This window comes from Kumtagia ephedrae, from assembly GCF_003012745.1.
Classification (GTDB): Bacteria; Pseudomonadota; Alphaproteobacteria; order Rhizobiales; family Rhizobiaceae; genus Kumtagia; species Kumtagia ephedrae.
Genome location: NZ_PXYK01000015.1, coordinates 34,679 through 55,218, shown reverse-complemented (window position 1 = coordinate 55,218; position 20,540 = coordinate 34,679). Strand labels below are relative to the sequence as shown.

General features: G+C 67.0%; 17 protein-coding genes. 13 read left to right on the top strand and 4 right to left on the bottom strand.

Annotation, left to right across the window (positions count from 1 at the left end; genetic code table 11):
- Positions 1–12: 12 nt before the first annotated feature.
- Positions 13–1,212, top strand: coding sequence for an L-2-hydroxyglutarate oxidase (gene lhgO, locus C7I84_RS16255; RefSeq protein WP_106773256.1), 1,200 nt, complete (start codon positions 13–15; stop codon positions 1,210–1,212).
- Positions 1,213–1,316: 104 nt separating this feature from the next.
- Here the strand turns inward: lhgO and C7I84_RS16250 are convergent, their stop codons facing one another.
- From C7I84_RS16250 to C7I84_RS16240, 3 genes are read right to left on the bottom strand one after another with little or no spacing between them, the layout of a single operon-like run.
- Entirely contained in the window at positions 1,317–2,243 is a 927-nt protein-coding gene (locus tag C7I84_RS16250; RefSeq protein ID WP_106773255.1) for a dihydrodipicolinate synthase family protein, read from the bottom strand.
- On the bottom strand, positions 2,240–2,944 hold the full coding sequence (locus tag C7I84_RS16245; RefSeq protein ID WP_106773254.1) for a ribonuclease activity regulator RraA: 705 nt from the start codon (positions 2,942–2,944) through the stop codon (positions 2,240–2,242). Before C7I84_RS16245 ends, C7I84_RS16250 begins: the two co-directional genes overlap by 4 nt.
- Before the next feature lie 10 nt (positions 2,945–2,954).
- Positions 2,955–3,740, bottom strand: a complete 786-nt coding sequence (locus C7I84_RS16240) for an SDR family oxidoreductase (RefSeq protein ID WP_106773253.1) — start codon at positions 3,738–3,740, stop codon at positions 2,955–2,957.
- Positions 3,741–3,833: 93 nt separating this feature from the next.
- Here C7I84_RS16240 and C7I84_RS16235 point away from each other — a divergent pair, with 93 nt between their 5' ends.
- The 10 genes from C7I84_RS16235 (at position 3,834) to C7I84_RS16190 (ending at position 15,215) form a co-directional block, all read left to right on the top strand.
- Positions 3,834–4,718, top strand: a complete 885-nt coding sequence (locus C7I84_RS16235; RefSeq protein ID WP_106773252.1) for a LysR family transcriptional regulator — start codon at positions 3,834–3,836, stop codon at positions 4,716–4,718.
- 73 nt (positions 4,719–4,791) lie between these two features.
- Positions 4,792–5,727 carry a LysR family transcriptional regulator gene (locus C7I84_RS16230; RefSeq protein WP_165816100.1) on the top strand — a complete coding sequence of 312 codons (936 nt, stop codon included), beginning with the start codon at positions 4,792–4,794 and terminating at the stop codon, positions 5,725–5,727.
- A gap of 122 nt (positions 5,728–5,849) precedes the next feature.
- Positions 5,850–7,007, top strand: coding sequence for a mandelate racemase/muconate lactonizing enzyme family protein (locus C7I84_RS16225; protein ID WP_106773250.1), 1,158 nt, complete (start codon positions 5,850–5,852; stop codon positions 7,005–7,007).
- A 465-nt stretch (positions 7,008–7,472) separates the two neighbouring features.
- Positions 7,473–8,498 carry an ABC transporter substrate-binding protein gene (locus C7I84_RS16220; protein WP_106773249.1) on the top strand — a complete coding sequence of 342 codons (1,026 nt, stop codon included), beginning with the start codon at positions 7,473–7,475 and terminating at the stop codon, positions 8,496–8,498.
- 68 nt (positions 8,499–8,566) lie between these two features.
- On the top strand, positions 8,567–10,069 hold the full coding sequence (locus tag C7I84_RS16215; RefSeq protein ID WP_106773248.1) for a sugar ABC transporter ATP-binding protein: 1,503 nt from the start codon (positions 8,567–8,569) through the stop codon (positions 10,067–10,069).
- Between the two features lie 13 nt (positions 10,070–10,082).
- Positions 10,083–11,072, top strand: a complete 990-nt coding sequence (locus tag C7I84_RS16210) for an ABC transporter permease (RefSeq protein ID WP_106773247.1) — start codon at positions 10,083–10,085, stop codon at positions 11,070–11,072.
- Entirely contained in the window at positions 11,069–12,025 is a 957-nt protein-coding gene (locus C7I84_RS16205; protein WP_106773246.1) for an ABC transporter permease, read from the top strand. Before C7I84_RS16210 ends, C7I84_RS16205 begins: the two co-directional genes overlap by 4 nt.
- Positions 12,022–13,044 (top strand): LacI family DNA-binding transcriptional regulator, encoded by a 1,023-nt coding sequence (locus C7I84_RS16200; protein WP_106773245.1) that lies wholly within the window; start codon positions 12,022–12,024, stop codon positions 13,042–13,044. Before C7I84_RS16205 ends, C7I84_RS16200 begins: the two co-directional genes overlap by 4 nt.
- Before the next feature lie 10 nt (positions 13,045–13,054).
- On the top strand, positions 13,055–14,293 hold the full coding sequence (locus C7I84_RS16195) for a Gfo/Idh/MocA family protein (RefSeq protein WP_106773244.1): 1,239 nt from the start codon (positions 13,055–13,057) through the stop codon (positions 14,291–14,293).
- Positions 14,265–15,215 (top strand): carbohydrate kinase family protein, encoded by a 951-nt coding sequence (locus C7I84_RS16190; RefSeq protein ID WP_106773243.1) that lies wholly within the window; start codon positions 14,265–14,267, stop codon positions 15,213–15,215. Before C7I84_RS16195 ends, C7I84_RS16190 begins: the two co-directional genes overlap by 29 nt.
- A 42-nt stretch (positions 15,216–15,257) precedes the next feature.
- Here C7I84_RS16190 and C7I84_RS16185 read toward each other — a convergent pair whose 3' ends face one another.
- Complete coding sequence (locus tag C7I84_RS16185; protein ID WP_106773242.1) at positions 15,258–15,860, bottom strand: TetR/AcrR family transcriptional regulator; 603 nt, start codon at positions 15,858–15,860, stop codon at positions 15,258–15,260.
- Positions 15,861–16,165: 305 nt separating this feature from the next.
- Between C7I84_RS16185 and C7I84_RS16180 the strand changes: the two genes are divergently transcribed.
- Complete coding sequence (locus C7I84_RS16180) at positions 16,166–19,339, top strand: efflux RND transporter permease subunit (RefSeq protein WP_106773241.1); 3,174 nt, start codon at positions 16,166–16,168, stop codon at positions 19,337–19,339.
- Between the two features lie 14 nt (positions 19,340–19,353).
- Positions 19,354–20,511 (top strand): efflux RND transporter periplasmic adaptor subunit, encoded by a 1,158-nt coding sequence (locus C7I84_RS16175; RefSeq protein ID WP_106773353.1) that lies wholly within the window; start codon positions 19,354–19,356, stop codon positions 20,509–20,511.
- Positions 20,512–20,540: the final 29 nt, after the last annotated feature.

Sequence of the window (20,540 nt, the reverse complement as noted above, 5' to 3'; positions counted from 1 at the left end):
GACCTGCAGCACATGTCGTTTCAATATTGCGTCGTCGGTGGCGGCATCGTCGGGCTCGCCACCGCCTCCGAGATCCTCGCCCGCGATCCGGCCGCCCGCGTCCTGGTCATCGAAAAGGAGGCGGGCTTCGGCGAGCACCAGACCGGCCACAACAGCGGCGTCATCCATGCCGGCATCTACTACGCTCCCGGCTCGCTGAAGGCGAAGCTCTGCCGCGAGGGGGCCGAGGCTACGAAGGCCTTTGCGCGCGCCAACAACATTCCGTTCGAGGTGTGCGGCAAGCTGCTTGTCGCCACCAGCCCACTCGAGATGGAGCGCATGGAGGCGCTGAAGGGCCGCGCCACTGAGAACGGCATCGGCTTCGAGGAGATCGATGCGGCGCGACTGCGCGCCATCGAACCGAACGTCGCCGGCCTGGGCGCTCTGCTCGTGCCCTCGACCGGCATCGTCGACTACAGGCTGATCTGCGACGCCCTGGCCGAGGGTCTCAAGGCGAACGGCGCGAAGCTGATGACCGGCACCCGCGTCACGGGCATCGTGGAGGACGATACCGGCGTGACGGTGACCACCGACCGCGGCGAGGCGGTCCGTGCCGAGCGGTTCGTCGCCTGCGCGGGCCTGCAATCGGACCGCCTGGCAAAGCTGGCCGGGCTTCGCCCCACTCACCAGATCGTGCCGTTTCGTGGTGAGTACTACACCTTGCCGGAGGCGAAATCGAAGATCGTCAGGCACCTGATCTACCCGATCCCCGATCCGGATCTGCCGTTCCTCGGCATTCACCTGACGCGCATGATCGACGGGCGCGTGACGGTCGGGCCCAACGCCGTGCTGGGCTTCCATCGCGAGGGTTATCCAAAAGGCAGCATCGACTTCGGCGACGTCGCCCAGATACTGGCCTTCGGCGGCTTCTGGAAGATGGCCCGCAGGAATCTCAGGTCCGGCATGGACGAGTTCCGCAACTCGATATCCCGCCGCGGCTACCTGGAGCAGTGCCGCAAATACTGTCCCTCGCTCGAGCTTTCGGACCTCGGTCAGCCGGGCGCCGGCATCCGCGCACAGGCGGTTCTGGCCGACGGCACGCTGGTGCACGATTTCCTCTTCCTCGAAAGCCCGCGCCAGCTGCATGTCTGCAACGCACCGTCGCCCGCCGCCACGTCCGCCATGCCGATCGCCAGGATGATCGTCGACCGGATCGAGGGGCAGTCACAATGACCAGGCAGGCTGCAACGCCTTGACGGGCGGTCTTTAGCATGCACCTGCCCGCGCTTCTCACGCGGACCGCAGCTGGCGGCAAAAATGCGGATTTCCGGGAATTGTTAAAGCCTTGCGCGCGGGTCCTTGCGAGCCAGCCGCTCCAGCAGGTAGTCGACCTCGGATCGTCCGGCCGGCGTCAGCAACGAGCGCGGGCTGCGCTGCACGTCCGAGGCGATGGCGCCGCGCCGCATCAGCACGTATTTGCGCACGGCGAGACCGACCCCCGGTTGCTGCTCGAAACGGATCAGCGGCAGGTGGGCGTCGAAGAGATCGTGCGCCGCGTCGCGCTCGCCCGCGCTGTGCAGCCGGTCGAGTTCGACGAGCATGTCGGGGAAGGCGTAGCCCGTCATCGCGCCGTCCGAGCCGCGTTCCGGCTCGAAGTCGAGGAACAGCCCGCCATTGGCGGTCAGGATCGAGAATTTGCGCAGCTCGCCCGCGGTTTGCAGCCTGCGGAGGGCCGAAATCTTCTCGAGTCCTGGCCAGTCCTCCGCCTTCAGCATGACGCAGGAGGGGTGTTCCTTCATGATGCGCGCGATCATCGGCACCGACAGGATCACCGACAGCGTCAGCGGATAGTCCTGCAATGCCCAGGGCACATCCGGCCCGATCGCCTCGACGGCGTGCTGGAAATAGGTGGCGATCTGCTCGTCGCTGCGCAGGTGCGAGGCAGGCGCCAGCATCGCGCCCGCCGCGCCGGCTTCCATTGCCTCGCGCGCCAGCCTGCGCATGGCCGCGAAGCTCGGGTTGGATGCGCCGACGACCACGGGGACGCGCGAGCGCGCGATCACCCGCCTGGCGATCGCCAGCGATTCCTCGGGCTCCAGCTTCTGGGCTTCGCCGAGGATGCCGAGGATCGTCATGCCCGTGGCGCCGGCCTCGTGGTAAAAATCCGTCAGCCGGTCGACTGAACCGTAGTCGACCGACATGTCCGCATTGAACGGCGTCGCCGCGATCGGATAGACGCCCTTGGTATCGACGCCGAAGGTCATGTCTTCCTTGCGAAAGCGGCATAGCGCGCTTTCGTCTCCTCGTTCATCGGATAGAGGCCGGGCAGCGGCACGCCGCGGTCGACCTCGGTCATGATCCACGCTTCCATGGCCTCCTGCTCCGGCGCTTCGGCCAGCACCTGATCCAGAAATGCCGCGGGAATCAACACCGCTCCGTCATCGTCCACCACGACGATGTCGTCCGGGAAGACCGCCACGCCGCCGCATGCGATCGGCTCCTGCCAGCCGACGAAGGTGAGACCGGCCACCGAAGGCGGCGCGGACACGCCGTCGCACCATACGTTGAGGCCGGTGCCGAGCACGCCCGCGGCGTCGCGCATCACGCCGTCGGTGACCAGTGCGGCGACATTGCGCTTGACCATGCGCGCGCAGAGGATATCGCCGAAGATGCCGGCGTCGAGCACGCCCATGGCGTCGGCCACCGCCACGCAACCTTCGGGCATTGCCTCGATCGCCGCACGGGTGGAGATGGGCGAGGCCCAGCTTGCCGGGGTGGCGAGGTCCTCGCGCGCCGGCACGAAGCGCAGCGTGAAGGCCGGGCCAACCACGCGGGGCTGGCCCTGACGGATCGGCTTGGTGCCGCGCATCCACACATTGCGCAGGCCCTTCTTCAGAAGGACCGTGGTGAGCGTCGCGGTGGAGACGCCTTGCAGTGTCTTCACGGCGTTCGGGTCGAGGGCCATCGGAATCTCCTTAGATGCTGGGGATCAGGCCGCCGTCGACGCGGATGACGGAGCCTGTGATGTAGGAAGCGCGCGGGCTCGCCAGGAAGGTGACCGTGTCGCCATATTCCTGCGGCCGGCCATAGCGCCCGACCGGAATGGAGGCCGTGCTCTGACTGGTGACCTCTTCCACCGGGCGCCCCTCGCGCTTGGCTTTCTGCTCATCGAGGAAGGTGATCCGCCCCGTGGCGATGCGCCCCGGCAGCACGATGTTGGCGGTGATGCCGTCGCGGCCGACTTCGGCGGCAAGCGTCTTGGACCAGCCGACCAGCGCCATCCTGAGCGTGTTCGACATGCCGAGATTGGGGATCGGCGCGACCACGCCGGACGACGTCGAGGTGATGATGCGGCCCCATTTGCGTTGACGCATGCCGGGGAGCACCGCGTCGGTAACGGCGATCACCGAACGAACCATGCTGTCGAAGAATTTCGACCAGTTCTCCGAGGACTGGCCGGCCGCCGGCGTCGGCGGCGGGCCACCCGTGTTGTTCACCAGGATGTCGATTGGGCCGAAGGCCTTCTCGATCGAGGCGAGGCGGGCCTCGATCACCGACAGATCGCCGATGTCCCAGCCGACTGCCAGCGCCTCGCCGTCCGCGTCCTTGACGGCCGCGGCAGTCGCTGCCGCGGCGGCTTCGTCTATGTCGGCGACGGCCACGCGCACGCCTTCGCCGGCCAGCGAGCGCGCGATCGCACCGCCCAGTCCGCCGCCGGCGCCGAAGACCAGCGCGACCTTGCCCTTCAATTCGAGATCCACGAAAAAATCCTCCAGTTCAGGAGCGGATTATCGTCAACGGCGTACAGAAGAAAACATGGCTGGTCGTATAATTTGATGATAGTTTTTCTATCGATGGAATCGCGCTTTCTCGAAACCTTCCTGCTCGTCGCGGAGCTCGGCTCGCTCGCCGAGGCGGCCCGCCGCCTGGCGATCACGCCGGCTGCCGTGGCGCAGCGCATGCAGGCCCTGGAGGACGAATTCGGCAAGCCGCTGCTGGTGCGCGCCGGCCGCGTGGTGCAGCCGACCGATGCCGGCCATGCCATCCTGGAACAGAGCCGCAGGATACTCAGGGACATCCGCGACCTGAAGAGCCTCGCGCACACCGACGCGCCGTCCGGCGAGATGAGGCTCGGCGCCGTGTCGACGGCATTGACCGGCATCCTGGCGCCCGCCCTGCGCAACCTCGTCGACACCGTTCCCTCGATCGAGGTCTTCGTTCTTCCGGGCACCTCCACCGATCTCTACCAGGCCCTCGGCGACGGGAGCATCGATGCGGCCATCCTGGTGCGGCCGCCCTTTCCGATCCCCAAGTCGCTGCATTGGAGCGTGCTTCGGACCGAGCCCATGATCCTCCTGGCGCCGAGCGCCCTCGCCGCCGACGATCCGCGGCATTTGCTGACGACGCGGCCCTTCATCCGCTACGACCGCAACAATTGGGGTGGGCGGCTCGCCGACGAGTGGCTGCGCCGGCAGAGGCTCCGCCCCCGGGAGTGGCTGGAGCTGGATTCGCTGGAAGCCATATCGGTGATGGTCAGCAACGGCCTCGGCGTCTCCATCCTGCCCGACTGGGCGCCGCCTTGGCCGGAGGGGCTGTCGGTGGCGCGCCTGCCGCTGCCCGGCCCGCCGATGGTGCGCGAGATCGGCATGCTGTGGCCGCGCAGCGCTCCGGCCGGCCGGCTGGTGCGTGTCCTTCTCGACGCCCTGGAGGCGGTCTCGACGGAGCGGGGGCGCAGATGATGTTTGATGGGTCTGGCCGCGTTGATGCCCGTCGCTGCGCAGGCCTGTCCAGGCGGGCCGGATGGCGTCGCCAATGACCGAACCGAAGCCGCCGCCGGACACCAACGCCGCCGCCCTGGCGCGGGTGAACCTCAAGCTGCTGCAGACCTTCATGCTGGTCGCCGAGAACGGCAGCTTCAAGGCCGCCGCCGACAGGGCCCGTCGGTCGCAATCCGCCATCAGCATGCAGATAAAGCAGCTCGAGGACCAGCTCGGCGCCAGGCTGTTCAACCGCACCACGCGCGACGTCAAGCTCACGCCCGAAGGGAGCAAATTGTTCGCCAGCACGCAGCGCGGTCTGCAGGAGGTCGGCATCGGGCTGCGCAACGTTCAGGAGGCGCTGGCCATCCGGCGCGGCCAGGTCGCACTCGCCTGCGCGCCCACCATCGCCTCCACCCACCTGCCGCGCATCCTGGCCGAGTTCGAGCGCGACTATCCGGGGATCAAGATGCTCTTGTCGGAGCTGAAGTCCGCCGACCTCTATCAGGCGATCGGGACCGATGCCGTCGACTTCGGCATAGGCCCGATCTCCGGCAATCCGGATCTCGATTTCGAGCCGCTGCTCGACGATCCGCTGCACGCGCTGATCCCGACGCGGATGTGTCCGCACAACCGCCGCAGCATCACGCTGACGGACCTGTCGGCCCTGCCACTGCTGCACTTCCATACCACCACCCTGATGGGCGCGATGCTCGAGCGCGAGGCGGCCGCACGCGGCATGGTGCTGAACGTGCGCTACCGCTGCATCCAGGCGGAGACGCTGGTCGCGATGGCCGAGGCCGGCATCGGCGCGGCGATCCTCACGCAGTCGGTCGTCCGTTTCGCCCAGCCGAACCATTCGCGCGTCTACCGCATCGTCGAGCCCGAGCTCGTCCACCGCTATGGCATCGTGCGCAAGCGCGGCAAGGAGCTCTCGCCGGCCGCCGAACGGCTCGCGCAATTGATCCGGACGTCGCTGCGCCAAGTCTGAGCGCCATGCGACGGAGAAGAGCGACTTCAGATTTTCAGAATAATCGATCGGATTTTTGAATTTTTCCTGACGCTCGCGCCTCTCTAGGAATCCTGCCTGTAACTTCGGGAAGGGAGAAGGCCGTGCTGCAGGATGTCTATGTCCAACAGGACAACACCGTCGTGGAGGCCAGGACAAGGATCGCGCGCATCCGGGCGCACAAGCTCGCCAACATCCCGATCACGCCGCCGCCCTACCGGGACAAGCCGAACAAGGAAGGCGCGCTGCTGCTCGAGATCGAGACCAATGACGGCATCGTCGGCTGGGCGACCAGCGGCTACACCCACCACGTCGCCATCGACCTGATCAACAAATACATTGCGCCGAAGATCATCGGGGAGAGCCCGATGCGGACCGAACGTATCCCCCTGCTGTTCGATCGCGCCAGCTTCGAGCGGCCGCTGGGCAGGACGCTGATCTCGGCGCTGGCCATGATCGACATCGCGCTGTGGGACATCAAGGGCAAGATGCTCGGCCTGCCCGTGCATCACCTGCTCGGCGGCGCGCGCGACAAGGTGCCGGTCTACGTCACCCACGGCGCGGCCTACGACAACGCTCCCGTCTACTCGCCTGAGGAATTGGCGGCCGAGGCGGCGCACCTCGTCAAGCTCGGCAACAACCATCTGAAGAACACCGTCGGCCGTCAGCCGATCCCCGACCCGAAGGACGACTACATCCGCATGAAGGCGATGCGCGAGGCGGTCGGTCCGGACGTCAAGCTCGCTATGGACGGTAATCTGCGCATGAACCTGGCGCAGGCCGTGGAGCTGTGCAAGCGCTGCGAGGAGCTCGACATCAGCTTCGTCGAGGAGCCGCTCTACTACAACGACCCGAGACTCCTGCGCGAGCTGCGCTCGAAGACGATCATCCCGGTGGCCGCTGCGGAAAACGAGAAGTTCTCCGCGCGCGACCTGATCCTGGCCGACGCGGTCGATTACATACAGCCCAACGTCAACAATGACGGCGGCTACTCGGCGGCCATCCGCACCGCCGCCCTTGCCAAGCTGTTCCACATCCCGCTCTCGCATGGTAACGGCAACGGCCCGCACAACATCGCGCTGCATGCCGGCCTGTCGAACGGCGGATTGGTCGAATATCATTTCCACAAATGGATGGCCTACAACGCGATCTTCAAGAGCGTCCCGCAGCCCGAGAACGGATACCTGACCGTGTCGCAGGAACCGGGGCTGGGGCTCGAGCCGAAGGATGGCCTGATCGAGGAGTTCTCGGTGCAGATATAAGGCGCCGCGGCAGCCCTCCGTGAGTGCGTCGTTCTTGCCGGGCTGGTCATATGGGCTGGCGTAACGGATGCATCTCGCGACGAACGCCTGGCTGCGGTGCGCGAAAGCTATTGCCGGCACGAGCCTGTGAATGCCTTCGCGCGCCGTGTCCTCGGCTAATACAAATCGACCACAATCGTTCGCGCTGAACCGGCGATGAGCAGCTGGTTCGCGTTGCCCGCCGCCTGCCTGCGCAGCTCTACCGGCCGGAGCCAAAGGGGCCCGATATCGCCGTCACGGCGCTGCATGGCCGAGACAAGCGCCCATATGAATTGAAGCTGCCGGCTGGATCGTCGCCGGCACGACTTCGGCGTTCTGTTCCCACAGACGCGGCACTCCCCAGGCAGAGCTCTGGAAATTTGCGCTTGAAATCGATTTCATTTTGACCTTACAATCGATTTCATCAATTGAAGCCAGGGAGGCTCCGTGAAAAATCTGAAATTGCTCGCGCTTGCGGGCGTCGCTGCCATTGCCGTTTCCGTCTCGTCCGCAAATGCGGACGACTTCAAGATCGGTCTTTCCAACGGCTGGGTCGGCTCCGAATGGCGCACCCAGATGATCGAGGAAGCCCAGGCCGCCGCCGCCGCGTGGAAGGAAAAGGGCCACAACGTCGAAGTCGTGGTGCAGAGCGCCAATGTCGACGTGCCCGGCCAGATCGCCCATGTCCGCAACTTCATCAATGAAGGCGTGGACGCCATCATCATCAACCCGAACAGCCCCACGGCGTTCGACCCGGTCTTCGCGCAGGCGAAGGAGGCGGGCATCCTCGTGATCTCCACCGACGCCGAGGTCTCCTCGCCCGACGCGACCTATGTCGGCATCGACCAGACCGCCTGGGGCGCCGCCGGCGCCGAATGGCTGGCCAAGGCTCTCGGCGGCAAGGGCAACGTCGTCGCCATCAACGGCGTTGCGGGCCACCCGGCCAACGAGATGCGCGTCGCCGGCTACCGGTCGGTGTTCGAGAAGTATCCGGACATCAAGATCGTCAACGAAGTGAACGCCAACTGGGATCAGGCGCAGGGCCAGCAGGCCATGCAGAACATCCTCGCCACCAATCCCGACATCAGCGGCGTATGGGTGCAGGACGGCATGGCCGCTGGCGCCTGGAAGTCGATCACGGATGCCGGCAAGAAGGATCAGATCGCCGCCACCGGCGAGATACGCAAGGACTTCATCGACCTGTGGACGGCCGAGAAGCTGAACTCCGGCGCCTCGGTGAACCCGCCCGGCGTCATGGCTTCGGCGCTCAATGTCGCGGTGCTGATGCTCCAGGGCAAGGAACTGAAGCAGCCGGCGACAGCCGGGCAGTACAAGAACGCCATGTACCTGCCGATCCCGTTCATCGACTCGTCCAACCTGGCGGAAGCCGCGGCGCAGCTCGACGGCAAGCCGGGCCACTATTCCTACACCAGCACGCTTTCGATCGAAGACGCCGAGGCGCTCTTCAAATAGGCTGTTCCTCCCGGACCGGAGGCGGGAACCCCGTTCTCGCTTCCGGTCGCCGGCTGGGGATATTTCACATGGCAAAACTCAAGATCAGTGGCGCCAGAAAGGCTTACGGCGCGACGATGGCGCTCAGCCGCGGCGACCTCGAACTGCAGGCCGGCGAGGTTCATGTGCTCATCGGCTCGAACGGTTCGGGCAAGAGCACGCTGTGCAAGATCGTCGCCGGCTCGGTGAAGCCCGACAGCGGCGACGTTGTGCTCGACGGCAAGGCGGTCACTGTCGAAGGCCCGCGCGCCGCCAAAGCCCTCGGCATCGGCATCTTCTACCAGGAGCTCAGCCTCGCCGCCCGCCGCACCGTCGAGGAAAACATCTGCCTGCCCGACCTGTCGATGAATGGGCCGTTCGTGGATCGCACGGCGCTTTCCGAGCGGGCTGGACGCTACATCGCCCTGTTCGAGGGCGTAGCCGGCGAGGGTTTTGCCGCGGATGCGAGGGTGGACGCGCTGCGCGCCGACCAGCGCCAGCTCGTCGAGATCATGAAGGCGCTGGCCACGGAAGCTCCTGTCCTCATCTTCGACGAGCCGACCTCCGCGCTCGACCGCGCCCAGGTCGACCGTTTTTTCGAGATATTGCGCCGGCTGAAGACCGAGGGCCGGGCCATGGTCTTCATTTCCCACCGCATGGACGAGATCTTCGCCATCGGCGACCGCGTGACCGTGCTGCGCGACGGCCGCACGGTCGGATCGTCGCGTATCGCCGACACCAGCCCGCAGGAAGTCGTGCGCATGATGGTCGGCGAAGAGCCGTCCCTGGCCGCCGCGGCGCCGCAAGCGTCGGTGGCGAACGAGGCGAAGCGCCCGCTCGCGCTTTCCGTGTCGGCGCTGGCGGGGCCGGGCTTCACCGATGTCGCCTTCGACGTGCGCCAGGGCGAGATCCTGGGGCTGGGCGGCCTGCATGGCCAGGGCCAGTCGGCGGTGCTGCGCGCGCTGTTCGGCGCGGCGCCGGTGACCGCCGGGAGCGTCACGCTTGACGGCGCGGCTTATCGGCCCGCCAATCCGCGCGCTGCCATCCGCGCCGGCCTCGCCTATGTCTCGGGGGATAGGGGGCGCGACGGGGTCATCCACGGCCGGACCATCCTCGAGAACGTGACGCCGATCCATTTCCTGCGCAACGGCCTCAAGCTCGCCAGTCCTTCCGCGCTGCGGGCGAAGGCCACCCCTGCGGTGGATGCGCTGAAGACTAAGTTCGCGGGTTTTTCCCACCCGATCGGTTCGCTCTCGGGCGGCAACCAGCAGAAGATCGTGATCGCCCGCTGGCTGATCGACCGGCCGGGCGTGCTGTTGCTCGACGATCCGACCAAGGGCATCGATCTCTCGGCCAAGGCCGACCTCTTCGCGCTCGTGCGCAAGCTCGCGGCCGAAGGCATGGCGATCGTGCTCTATTCCTCGGAGGATGCGGAACTGCTCGCCAATTCCGATCGCATCCTCGTCTTCAACGGCGGGCGAATCAGGCGCTCGCTGCAGGGTGCCGAGCGGACCCGGTTCAACCTCTACGAAGCCGCCTACGAGGCCGCCTGATGGGAATGGCCTGATGGTAGACGCAGTCGCAAAGCCGCCGCGCGAGCCTGGTTCGGTCAAGCGCTTCATCGAGCGCTATCCGTTCCTGCCGGCGCTCGCCATCATGCTGCTGCTGCTGGCGCTCAACGGCATATGGCAGCCGCGCAGCGTCAGCCTCGTCGGCATCACCGGGCTGGTGAAGACATACATGGCGCTGATGCTGCTCGCGGTGGCGCAGACCTATGTCGTCTATGCCGGCGACATCGACCTGTCGGCCGGCGCCATCGTCTCGCTGGTGAACGTGGTGATCGTGGCCGCGATGGCGGCGATGGGTGACAGTGGGTTTTCCGTCATCGCGGCGATGGCGATCGGGCTGGGCGTCGGCCTCGCCTGCGGCCTCGTCAACGGTGTCGTGGTCGCCACGTTCCGATTGCAGGCGATCGTCGCGACGTTCGCCACCTCCATCTTCTTCACCGGGCTGGCGCTCTGGATCATGCCGGTTGCCGGCACGCCCGCTCCCGCCACCTTCTGGCGCGCCTATGGCGGGCGCATCCTTGAGATCCCGTTCGTCTTCTGGGCTGCCGCGGTGCTCGCGCTGATCCTCTACTTGCTCGCCCGCACGCGGCTCGCTCTTCAGCTGCTCGCGGTCGGCGACGACGCACAGGGCGCCTACCAGAGCGGCCTGCCGGTCACGGCGATCCGCATGCGTGGCTACGCGCTTTGCGGCCTGTTCGCCGCGCTCGCCGCATTCTGCGTGACCGGCGACACGGCAAGCGGCGATCCGCTGGTCGGCGGCAAGATGACCCTGTTCTCGGTGGCGGCCGTCGTGCTCGGCGGCTCGGCGCTCGCCGGCGGCTACGGCACCGTCGTCGGCTCGGTATTCGGTGCGCTGATCATCGGCCTCATCAACTCGCTGGTCTATTTCGTCGGCACCCCCTCCGAGTGGCAGAACCTCGTCCAGGGCCTCGCCATCCTCGTTGCGTTGATGGCCGGCATACTGGTCGGGCGGAGGGCGCGCTCATGAGCCGGCTTCTCGACCTCGCCAGGCAACCGCTGCTGGTCGCGCTGGCGCTGATCGTCGTTCTCCTGATCGTCGGCGAATTGCTGTCTCCCGGCTTTGCCTCGCCGACGCAGATCATGCGCCTGCTGATCGTGGCCGCCCTTCTGGGCATCGTCGCCGCCGGCCAGAATCTCGTCATCCTCGGCGGCCGCGAGGGCATCGACCTCTCGGTCGGCGGCGTCGTGTCGCTGTCGGCCATCATCGCCGGCAATCTGATGAACGGGCAGGATGCCGGCATTCCGCTCGCCATCCTCGGCTGCATCGCCACGGGGGCGCTGTTCGGCCTCGCCAACGGCCTCGGCGTGACGCTGCTGCGCATACCGCCGCTGGTGATGACGCTCGGCATGCTCGGCGTGCTCCAGGGTCTGCTCGTCGTCATCCGCCAGGGCATCCCCTCCGGCCGCGCCGCGCCCGGCCTGTCGCAGTTCGTCACTCAGCCGTTCCTGTTCGGCCTGCCGGGGATCATCTGGCTGTGGGTGGCGATCGGCCTGCTGCTCGCTTTCCTGCTGTCGCGCACCGTCTATGGCTATCGCGTCTACGCGATCGGCTCCAACGAGCAGGCGGCCCGCATGGCCGGCGTGCCGGTGGCCGCGATGCGCGTATCGCTCTTCGTTCTCTCGGGCGTCTTCGCGGCAATCGCCGGCATCTGCCTGCTCGGCTATTCCGGCTCGTCCTTCGCCAATGTCGGCGAGCAGTACATGCTGCCGTCGATCATCGCCGTCGTGTTCGGCGGCACCTCGCTTGCCGGCGGCAAGGGCGGCTACACCGGCACCATGGCCGGAGCGATGATGCTGACCGTGCTGCAGGGCATCCTGACCACCGTCAACATCGACGAATCCGGCCGTCAGATGATCTTCGGGGCGACCCTGCTGCTGCTGATGCTGTTCTATGGCCGTGGCCGGGCGATGCGGGCATGAACGGGCGCCCAAGAATCAAGGATATCGCCCAGCGGCTCGGCGTCTCGCCGGCGACCGTGTCGCGCGCGCTCACCGGCACCGGGCTGGTCGCCGAGCCGACGCTGTCGCGCATCCGCGAGGCGGCGCGCGCCATGAACTACCGGCCCAATGTCAGCGCGCGCAATCTGCGCACGCGCCGCTCGATGTCCGTGCTGATGGTGGTGCGCGACATCGGCAACCCGTTCTATCTGGAGGTGATGAAGGGGGTGGAGCAGGCGGCCCGCGAGGCCGGCTATTCGGTGCTGATGGGCAATACCGAGAGCAACCCCGAGCGCGAGACCGAGTATTTCGACATGCTGCGCGACGGCCATGCCGACGGCATGATCCTGATGACCGGCAAGCTGCCGGCCGGACTGGACGCCGCGGGCATTGCGATCTCGGATCTGCCGCTGGTGGTGGCGCTGGAGACGATCGAGGGATCGGGCCTGCCGCATGTCCGCATCGACAATCTCGCCGCCGCGCGCGAGGCGGTCCGGCATCTCGTCGGGCTGGGTCACCGGCGCATCGCCCACCTCACCGGTCCGCTGCCCGAGATCATGTCCAGGCTGCGCCGGGACGGCTGGCGCGCGGCGATGCACGATGCCGGCCTGGCCGTGCCGGAAGCCTACGAGCAGCGTGGCGACTATCTGCTGCGCAGCGGTCAGGCGCTCTGCGCGATCCTGTGCGACCTGCCCGAGCCGCCGACGGCGATATTCTGCGCCAACGACGAGATGGCCTTCGGCGCCATCCACGAGTTGCGCCGGCGCGGGCTGGACGTGCCCGGCGACGTTTCGGTCGTCGGCTTCGACGACATCTATCTGAGCGAGGTGATCTTTCCGCCCTTGACCACGGTCAGCCAGCCGCGCGCCGAGATCGGCCGCGCGGCGATGTCGCTGCTGCTGCAGGTGATCGGCGGTGACGAAGTGGCGGCCGAGCCGATCGTGCTGCCGACCATGCTCAAGATTCGCGGGACCACCGGTCCCGCCGGCACGTCAGGATAAGGAGAGTTCCATGGTCGAGACGAGGGAGCGCTTGCGCGTCGGCTTCGTGGGGTCGGGCTTCATCGCGCATTTCCACCTGAAGTCGATGGTGGGCGTGCGCAATGTCGACGTGACCGGCGTCTACAGCCGCAGCGCCGGGAAGCGGCAGCGCTTCGCCGATGCGGTGACGGAGTTCGGCCTCGGCCATTGCCGCACGCATGCGACGCTGGAGGCGCTGCTCGAGGCCGACGACGTCGACGCCATCTGGATACTCTCGCCCAACGACACCCGGCTCGACGTGATGAAGGCGCTGCACGCGGCGAAGAAGGCCGGCAGGAGCAAGATCTTCGCCGTCGCCTGCGAGAAGCCGCTGGCGCGCACGGTGGCCGAGGCGCGCGAGATGGTTCGCCTCGTCGAGGACGCCGGGCTCAACCACGGCTACCTGGAGAACCAGGTATTCTCGACGCCCGTGCTGCGCGGCAAGGAGATCGTCTGGCGGCGCGCCGCCTCCACCACCGGGCGTCCGTATCTCGCCCGCGCCGCGGAAGAGCATTCCGGCCCGCACGAACCGTGGTTCTGGCAGGGCGACAGGCAGGGCGGCGGCGTGCTCTCCGACATGATGTGCCATTCGGTCGAGGTGGCGCGTCACCTGCTGACCGCGCCGGGCGCCAAGCGCGGCTCGCTAAGGGTCAAGGCGGTCAACGGCACGGTGGCGAACCTGAAGTGGACGCGGCCGCACTACGCCGATCAGCTCAAGGCCCGCTTCGGTGCCGAGGTCGACTACCGCAATCGCCCCTCCGAGGATTTCGCCCGCGCCACGGTGGAGCTGGAGGACGAGGACGGCAATGACCTGATGATCGAGGCGACGACGTCCTGGGCCTATGTCGGCGCCGGCCTGCGCATCCAGCTCGAGCTCTTGGGGCCGGAATATGCCATGGAGTTCAATTCGCTCTCGACCGGCCTCAAGGTGTTCATGTCGCGCGCCGTCACCGGTTCGGAAGGCGAGGACCTGGTCGAGAAGCAGAACGCCGAGCAGGGCCTGATGCCGGTGCTCGAGGACGAGGCCGGCGTCTACGGCTACACCGACGAGAACCGCCACATGGTCGAATGCTTCCGCAGGGGCGAGACGCCGCTGGAGACGTTCCACGACGGGCTGGCCGTCGTCGAGATCCTGATGGGCCTCTACATGTCTTCGGAGCTGCAGCGCACCGTGCGGTTCCCCGAGCCCGCGCTGGAGACCTATGTCCCCGTCGTCGCCCGCCCGCGCTGAGGCGGCCGCGGCCCCGCCGATCCTCGTCCTTGGCAACGTCAATGTCGACCTCGTCCTGGGGCCTCTGGACGGCTGGCCGGCGATCGGCACCGAGATTGAGGTCGAGCGCGCGGAGATGCGGGCGGGCGGTTCGGCCGGCAACACGGCGCTGGCGCTGACCGGCCTGGGCGAGCCGCACCGGCTGGTCGCCTCGACCGGCGACGGCCCGAACGGCGTCTGGCTGCGCGGCCGATTCGATGCCGCCAGCTGCGACTGGAGCGACGATCCGGGCATGACCACGACCACCGTCGGGATCGTGCACAAGGGCGGCGACCGCGTCTTCTTGACGACGCCCGGCCATCTGCAGCGCGCCACGCCCGAGGCATTGCTGGCCCGCGTGCCGGCGGCGCCGCGGCCGGGCGCCGTTGCCATCCTCTCCGGCAATCTGCTGATGCCCGCCATCCGCGCCGCGACGACGCGGATCCTCGGCGAGTTGCGGGCGCGCGGCTGGGCCACCGCCATTGACCCGGGCTGGCCGACGCAAGGCTGGACGCCGCTCCTGCGGACAACGTTCGGCGAATGGCTGCCGCTTGCCGATCACGTGCTGCTCAACGAGGATGAAGTGGCGGCCCTCGGCGAAGGCATGGGGTCCGGGGCGGTGGCGGCCCAACTGCGCCCGGGCGGCATCCTGGTCGTCAAGCGCGGCGCGGCGGGCGCAAGCTGCATGGTTGACGGCGCGGAGAGCATTGTAAGCGCGCCCGTGGTCGATGTCGTCGATACCGTGGGGGCCGGCGACAGCTTCAATGCGGCCTATCTGGCGGCGATCGTCGCCGGGGCAACGCCCGATTCGGCCATCGCCCGCGGGGTGGAAGTGGCGTCGCACGCGATCTCGACGTTTCCCCGGAGCTACGGCAAGGCCGGCCGCTTCGTCGCGCAACAATAGGGTACTATCCACACCCTTCGAAGACCGGCCGGCCTGGATGGGTCAGCCGACTGCGAGAACACGCTGCTGCGTTGCGAAGCTATCGATCAGACGCTCGGCCGCGTCGACGAACCGTGTGCTCGCGCCGCCCTCTCCCGCACTGCGCCAGTTGACGCGCGCGCCCTCGATCAGCAGCGTCAGCGCGTCGACCAGCAGCTCCGCCTCGGCGATGCCTGCGTCCCGGCAAAGCTGGGTAAGCCTGCGCAGTTGCCCCCTCCTCACCTGTTCGATCACGCGGCGTGCCGGATGATCGCTCTCCACCAGCTGGGCGGCGGCATCGATCAGTTCGCAATTGCAGTGATCGACCGTGACGAAGTCGCCCGCCCGCTTCACCCAGTCCCTGAGCTGGGCCTTGGCGTCACCGGGATGGGCTTCTTCCAGCGCCACCCAGAAGGCCTCGGCTTCGGACGCCGCCTTCTCGATGCAGGTGATGAGCAGGTCGTCCTTCGAGCCGAAATGGCGATAGAGCGTCATCTTGTTGCTGTCGGCGGCTTCCGCGATCGCGTCTACCCCGATCCCGCGAACGCCGTGCTTGCGGAACAGATCGCGCGCGGCGTCGATGATCCGGTCCCTCGGCGGGAGCGCCGGTCTGTCAGGAATCGTCATTATCGTTTCCTCCCTTCCAGTCTTCTCGCCGGAAGGCCCTTGACAATGTTACCAGCCGGTCACATCTGACGTTACCAGATAGTAACATACCCTGCCGCAAGTCAACATCCGGGAAAGCGGACCGCGCATCACAGCTTCGGGAGAGCCCGTTCAGGATGCGCACGTGCCCTCCCGACCTTTGACCGGCTTTCGGCAGGTTGTGGGTATTTCGCCAACGGGAGCGGCAGGATGCTGCGGCGGAAGCGCACGCGAGGGGAACAGTGTCGCCGGCCCTGTGGTCGCGCGGCCGAGGGGAACGTTGACCAATGGTAGGGTTCTTCATCCAGCGTCCGGTGTTCGCCTCGGCGATCGCCATCATCATGATGCTGGCGGGCGGTATCTGCTATTTCCTGCTGCCGGTCTCGCAATTCCCCGACATCACGCCGCCGCAGATCGTCGTTGCCGCCAACTATCCGGGCGCCAGCGCCCAGGTCGTCGCCGACACCGTGACGACGCCGCTCGAGCAGCAGCTCAATGGCGTGCCCGGCATGCTCTACATGTCGTCGACGAGCTCCAATGACGGCTCGTCGCGCATCACCATCTCCTTCGAGGTCGGCTACGACATCGACGTCGCCGCGATGGACGTGCAGAACCGTGTCTCGCAGGCCGCCCCCTCGCTGCCGGCGCTGGTCAACCAGACCGGCGTCACGGTCACCAAGCAGAACCCGAACTTCACCGTGCTGGTGGCCATCGGCTCGCCCGGCAATGCGGTCGACTTCACCACGCTCAGCAACTACGCCTATCTGCAGGTACTGGATCCCATCAAGCGTCTGCCCGGGGTCGGTGAGGTGCTGTTCTTCGGCGAACGGCGCTACTCCATGCGGGTCTGGCTCGATCCGGACAAGATGACGAGCCTCGGCATTACCGCCGTCGACGTGCAGAACGTCGTTGCCGAGCAGAACATCCAGGTCGCGGCCGGCAAGATCGGGCAGGCGCCGGCGCCCGCCGGAACGGCCTTCGAGATGCAGGTCAACGCCGTCGGCCGGCTGTCCGATCCCGAGCAGTTCGGCGAGATCGTGCTGCGCGTCGACCCCGCCACGGGCGCGGCCGTCAGGCTGCGCGACGTTGCCAAGATCGAGCTGGGCGCACTCCTGTATTCGTCTTCGGTCAACCTCAACAACCGGGAAACCGAGCAGCAGGTCGTCGTCCTCGCCGTCCTGCAGGCGCCGGGCTCCAACGCGCTCGACCTGCAGAGCCGGGTCAAGGCCAAGATGGACGACCTGTCGACGCGGTTCCCGGCCGGCGTCAGCTACAACATGTTCTACGACACGACGCGCTTCGTGTCGGCGGCGATGACCGACGTGATCGTGACGCTGGTGGAAGCGCTGCTGCTGGTCATCTTCGTCGTCTTCATCTTCCTGCAGAGCTGGCGCACCACGATCATCCCGCTGATCGCCATCCCTGTGTCGCTGATCGCGACGCTGGTCTTCATGTATCTGCTCGGCTTCTCGCTCAACATGCTCTCCCTCCTCGGCATGGTGCTCGCCATCGGCCTTGTCGTCGACGACGCCATCGTCGTGGTCGAGAACGTCGAGCGTCAGCTCGAGGCCGGGCTGGCGCCGCTCGCCGCCGCGCGCAAGGCCATGCAGGAGGTGACCGGTCCGATCATCGCGACCACGGCGGTGCTGATGGCGGTGTTCATTCCGGTCGCCTTCATTCCCGGCGTGGCCGGCCGCCTCTACAACCAGTTCGCGCTGACCGTCGCCATCTCTTTCGGCATCTCCGCCTTCAACTCGCTGACGCTGAGCCCGGCGCTCGCCGCCGCCTTCCTGCGCTACCGCGGCGAGCCGCAATTCTTCGTGTTCCGCTGGTTCAACAACGGCTTCCACTGGCTTGCGGACGCCTATGCCGGCAGCATCAGGGGGCTGATACGCCTGCGCTGGGCCTTGCTCGTCGTCTTCGTCGCGGCGCTCGCCGGCACCTGGATGCTGTTCCAGCGCATCCCCTCGACCTTCCTGCCGGTCGAGGACCAAGGCTATTTCTTCGTCGTCCTGCAGCTTCCCGACGGCGCGTCGCTGGAGCGCACCGAAGCGGTGGCCAGGAAGTCGGAGGAGATGCTGCGCAGCCTGCCGGGCGTCACCACAGTCGGCTCGGTCGTCGGCTTCAGCTTCCTGTCCTTCGCCAACCAGTCGAACGCCGGCGTGCAGTTCGTTATCCTCGATCCTTGGGACGAGCGCGGCCCCGAGGAGGGCGCCGTCGCGCTGCGCGAAAGGGCGCAGCAGATGCTGTTCCAGATTCCCGACGCCATGGTGCTCGCCTTCGATCCGCCATCCATCCAAGGCCTCGGCGCGACCGGCGGCTTCGAGTTCCAGGTCGAGGACCTGACCGGCCAGGGCGCCGTCGCGCTGGACCAGGCTACACAGGCGCTGATCGCCGAGGCGCGCAAGCAGCCGGAGATCAATCCGTACGCGCTCTTCACCACCTTCTCGACCTCGACGCCGCAGCTCCAGTACGATCTCGATCGCAACAAGGCGAAGCTGCTCGGCCTCAACCTGCCGGACATCTTCAACACGCTGCAGATCTATCTCGGCTCGCTCTACGTCAACGACTTCAACCTGTTCGGCCGCACCTTCCGCGTCACGCTGCAGGCGGACCCCAAGGCCCGTGCCTCGACCGCCGACATCTCGCGCCTCTACGTGCGCAACACTGCCGGCGAGATGGTGCCGCTCTCCACGCTGGGCTCGCTGCGGCCCATCGCCGGCCCGGAGACCGTCACCCACTACAACAACTACCCCTCGGCCCTGGTCAACGGCGCCGCCGCGCCGGGCTACAGTTCGAGCCAGGCGATCGCGGCGATGGAGCGTGCCGCCGCGACGGCGCTGCCGCGCGACTTCAGCTTCGAATGGACCGGCATCACCTACCAGGAGATCAGGGCCGGCTCGATCGCGCTGCTCGTCTTCGGGCTCGCCATCGTCTTCTGCTTCCTGATCCTGGCGGCCCAGTACGAGAGCTGGTCGATGCCGTTCATGGTGCTGCTGGCGGTGCCGCTCGCCTTGCTCGGCGCGCTCGTCGGCCTGTGGTTCCGCGGCATGCAGATCGACGTCTATTCGCAGATCGGCTTCGTCATGCTGATCGGCCTCGCCGCGAAAAACGCGATCCTCATCGTCGAGTTCGCCAAGCGGCGGCGGGAGGAAGGCCTGGAGATCGTCGAGGCGGCGGCCGAGGCCGCCAAGCTGCGCCTGCGGCCGATCCTGATGACCGCCTTCGCCTTCATCCTCGGCGTCGTGCCTTTGATGAAGGCGACCGGAGCGGGCGCGGCAAGCCGGCAGTCGCTTGGCACGACGGTGTTCGGCGGCATGCTCGCGGCGACCGTGCTGACGCTGATCTTCGTGCCGGTCTTCTATGCGGTTCTCGAGCAATGGCGCGAACGTTTTTCGCCGGCCGCCGCCCACCCGTCGATGCCTGCGCATGGCCCCGAGAGGGCCGAGCCCGCGGAATAGGAATGGAGCTGGAAATGCGTGTGTTGAAATATGGTGCCAATGGCGCCCTTGTGGTCACGGCGCTCGTCGCCGCCTATTTCCTGGCCCGTGGCATGCCCGAGCTTGCCGGAACTCCGGCGGGCGCGGCGCCGGCCGCCGCGGCCCCGCAGGCCATGCCCGTTCCGGTGGTCGGCATCGTCAGGAAGACGATCCCGATCTACCTCGAATATTCGGCGCGCACCGAGGCGATCCGCGACGTCACGCTGCAGGCCAAGGTCTCGGGTTACCTTCAGCAGCAGGTGGTCCCCGACGGCACCGACGTGAAGGCGGGCGATCTCCTCTACCGGATCGACCCGAGCGACTATCAGGCCGCGCTCGAGCTGGCGCAGGCGCAGGCCAAGCGCGACGAGGCCTCGCTCGAATACGCCCGCACCAGCCTCGATCGCGGCAACGATCTCGCCACCAGCGGCTATCTGGCCAAGGACAGCTTCGACCAGCGGACCAGTGCCGTCCGGCAGGGTGAGGCAACCGTGGGGATGTCGAAGGCGACGGTACGCATCGCCGAGCTCAATCTCCAGAACACGGAAATTCGCGCCCCCTTCCCCGGCCGTCTCGGACGCAACAGGGCACCCGAGGGCACGATGGTCAGCAATGCCGCCGGCACGCCGCTCAACAACCTGGTGCAGCTTTCGCCGATCTACGTCACCTTCAATCCGAACGAGAACGAGCTGGCCGGCATCCAGAAAGTGCTGCTCGCCAAGGGCAAGGTGACCGCCGAGGTGTTCCTGCCGGGCGAGGACGAGCCGCGGCACAGCGGCGCGCTGACCTTCATCGACAATTCCGTCGAACGCTCGACCGGCACGATCCTGGCGCGCGCGACGATCGAAAATGCCGATCGGACGCTGCTGCCCGGCCAGTATGTCCGCGTGCGCCTGCATGTCGGCGAGCATCCGGATGCGCTGATGGTGCCGCAGACGGCACTCGGGTCGAGCCAGTTCGGCAAATATGTCTATGTCGTCGGCAAGGACAACCTGGTCGAGCAGCGCCTGGTCTCGCTAGGCCCCGTCGACGGCGGCCTCGTCGTGCTGTCTTCAGGCGTTTCGGAAGGCGACCAGGTGATCGCCGGCAATCTTCAGAAGATATTCCCGGGGGCGCCGGTGCAGCCGATGCCGGAGGAAAAGCCGCAGCTCTAGAGCGCGCTGCGTTTTGATTGAATCGGGGG

Bases quoted from the DNA above. Each gene is read 5' to 3' on its own strand.
- lhgO (WP_106773256.1), top strand. From the start codon at position 13: ATGTCGTTTCAATATTGCGTCGTCGGTGGCGGCATCGTCGGGCTCGCC.
- C7I84_RS16250 (WP_106773255.1), bottom strand. From the start codon at position 2,243: ATGACCTTCGGCGTCGATACCAAGGGCGTCTATCCGATCGCGGCGACG.
- C7I84_RS16245 (WP_106773254.1), bottom strand. From the start codon at position 2,944: ATGGCCCTCGACCCGAACGCCGTGAAGACACTGCAAGGCGTCTCCACC.
- C7I84_RS16235 (WP_106773252.1), top strand. From the start codon at position 3,834: ATGGAATCGCGCTTTCTCGAAACCTTCCTGCTCGTCGCGGAGCTCGGC.
- C7I84_RS16230 (WP_165816100.1), top strand. From the start codon at position 4,792: ATGACCGAACCGAAGCCGCCGCCGGACACCAACGCCGCCGCCCTGGCG.
- C7I84_RS16215 (WP_106773248.1), top strand. From the start codon at position 8,567: ATGGCAAAACTCAAGATCAGTGGCGCCAGAAAGGCTTACGGCGCGACG.
- C7I84_RS16210 (WP_106773247.1), top strand. From the start codon at position 10,083: ATGGTAGACGCAGTCGCAAAGCCGCCGCGCGAGCCTGGTTCGGTCAAG.
- C7I84_RS16205 (WP_106773246.1), top strand. From the start codon at position 11,069: ATGAGCCGGCTTCTCGACCTCGCCAGGCAACCGCTGCTGGTCGCGCTG.
- C7I84_RS16200 (WP_106773245.1), top strand. From the start codon at position 12,022: ATGAACGGGCGCCCAAGAATCAAGGATATCGCCCAGCGGCTCGGCGTC.
- C7I84_RS16195 (WP_106773244.1), top strand. From the start codon at position 13,055: ATGGTCGAGACGAGGGAGCGCTTGCGCGTCGGCTTCGTGGGGTCGGGC.
- C7I84_RS16190 (WP_106773243.1), top strand. From the start codon at position 14,265: ATGTCCCCGTCGTCGCCCGCCCGCGCTGAGGCGGCCGCGGCCCCGCCG.
- C7I84_RS16185 (WP_106773242.1), bottom strand. From the start codon at position 15,860: ATGACGATTCCTGACAGACCGGCGCTCCCGCCGAGGGACCGGATCATC.
- C7I84_RS16180 (WP_106773241.1), top strand. From the start codon at position 16,166: ATGGTAGGGTTCTTCATCCAGCGTCCGGTGTTCGCCTCGGCGATCGCC.
- C7I84_RS16175 (WP_106773353.1), top strand. From the start codon at position 19,354: ATGCGTGTGTTGAAATATGGTGCCAATGGCGCCCTTGTGGTCACGGCG.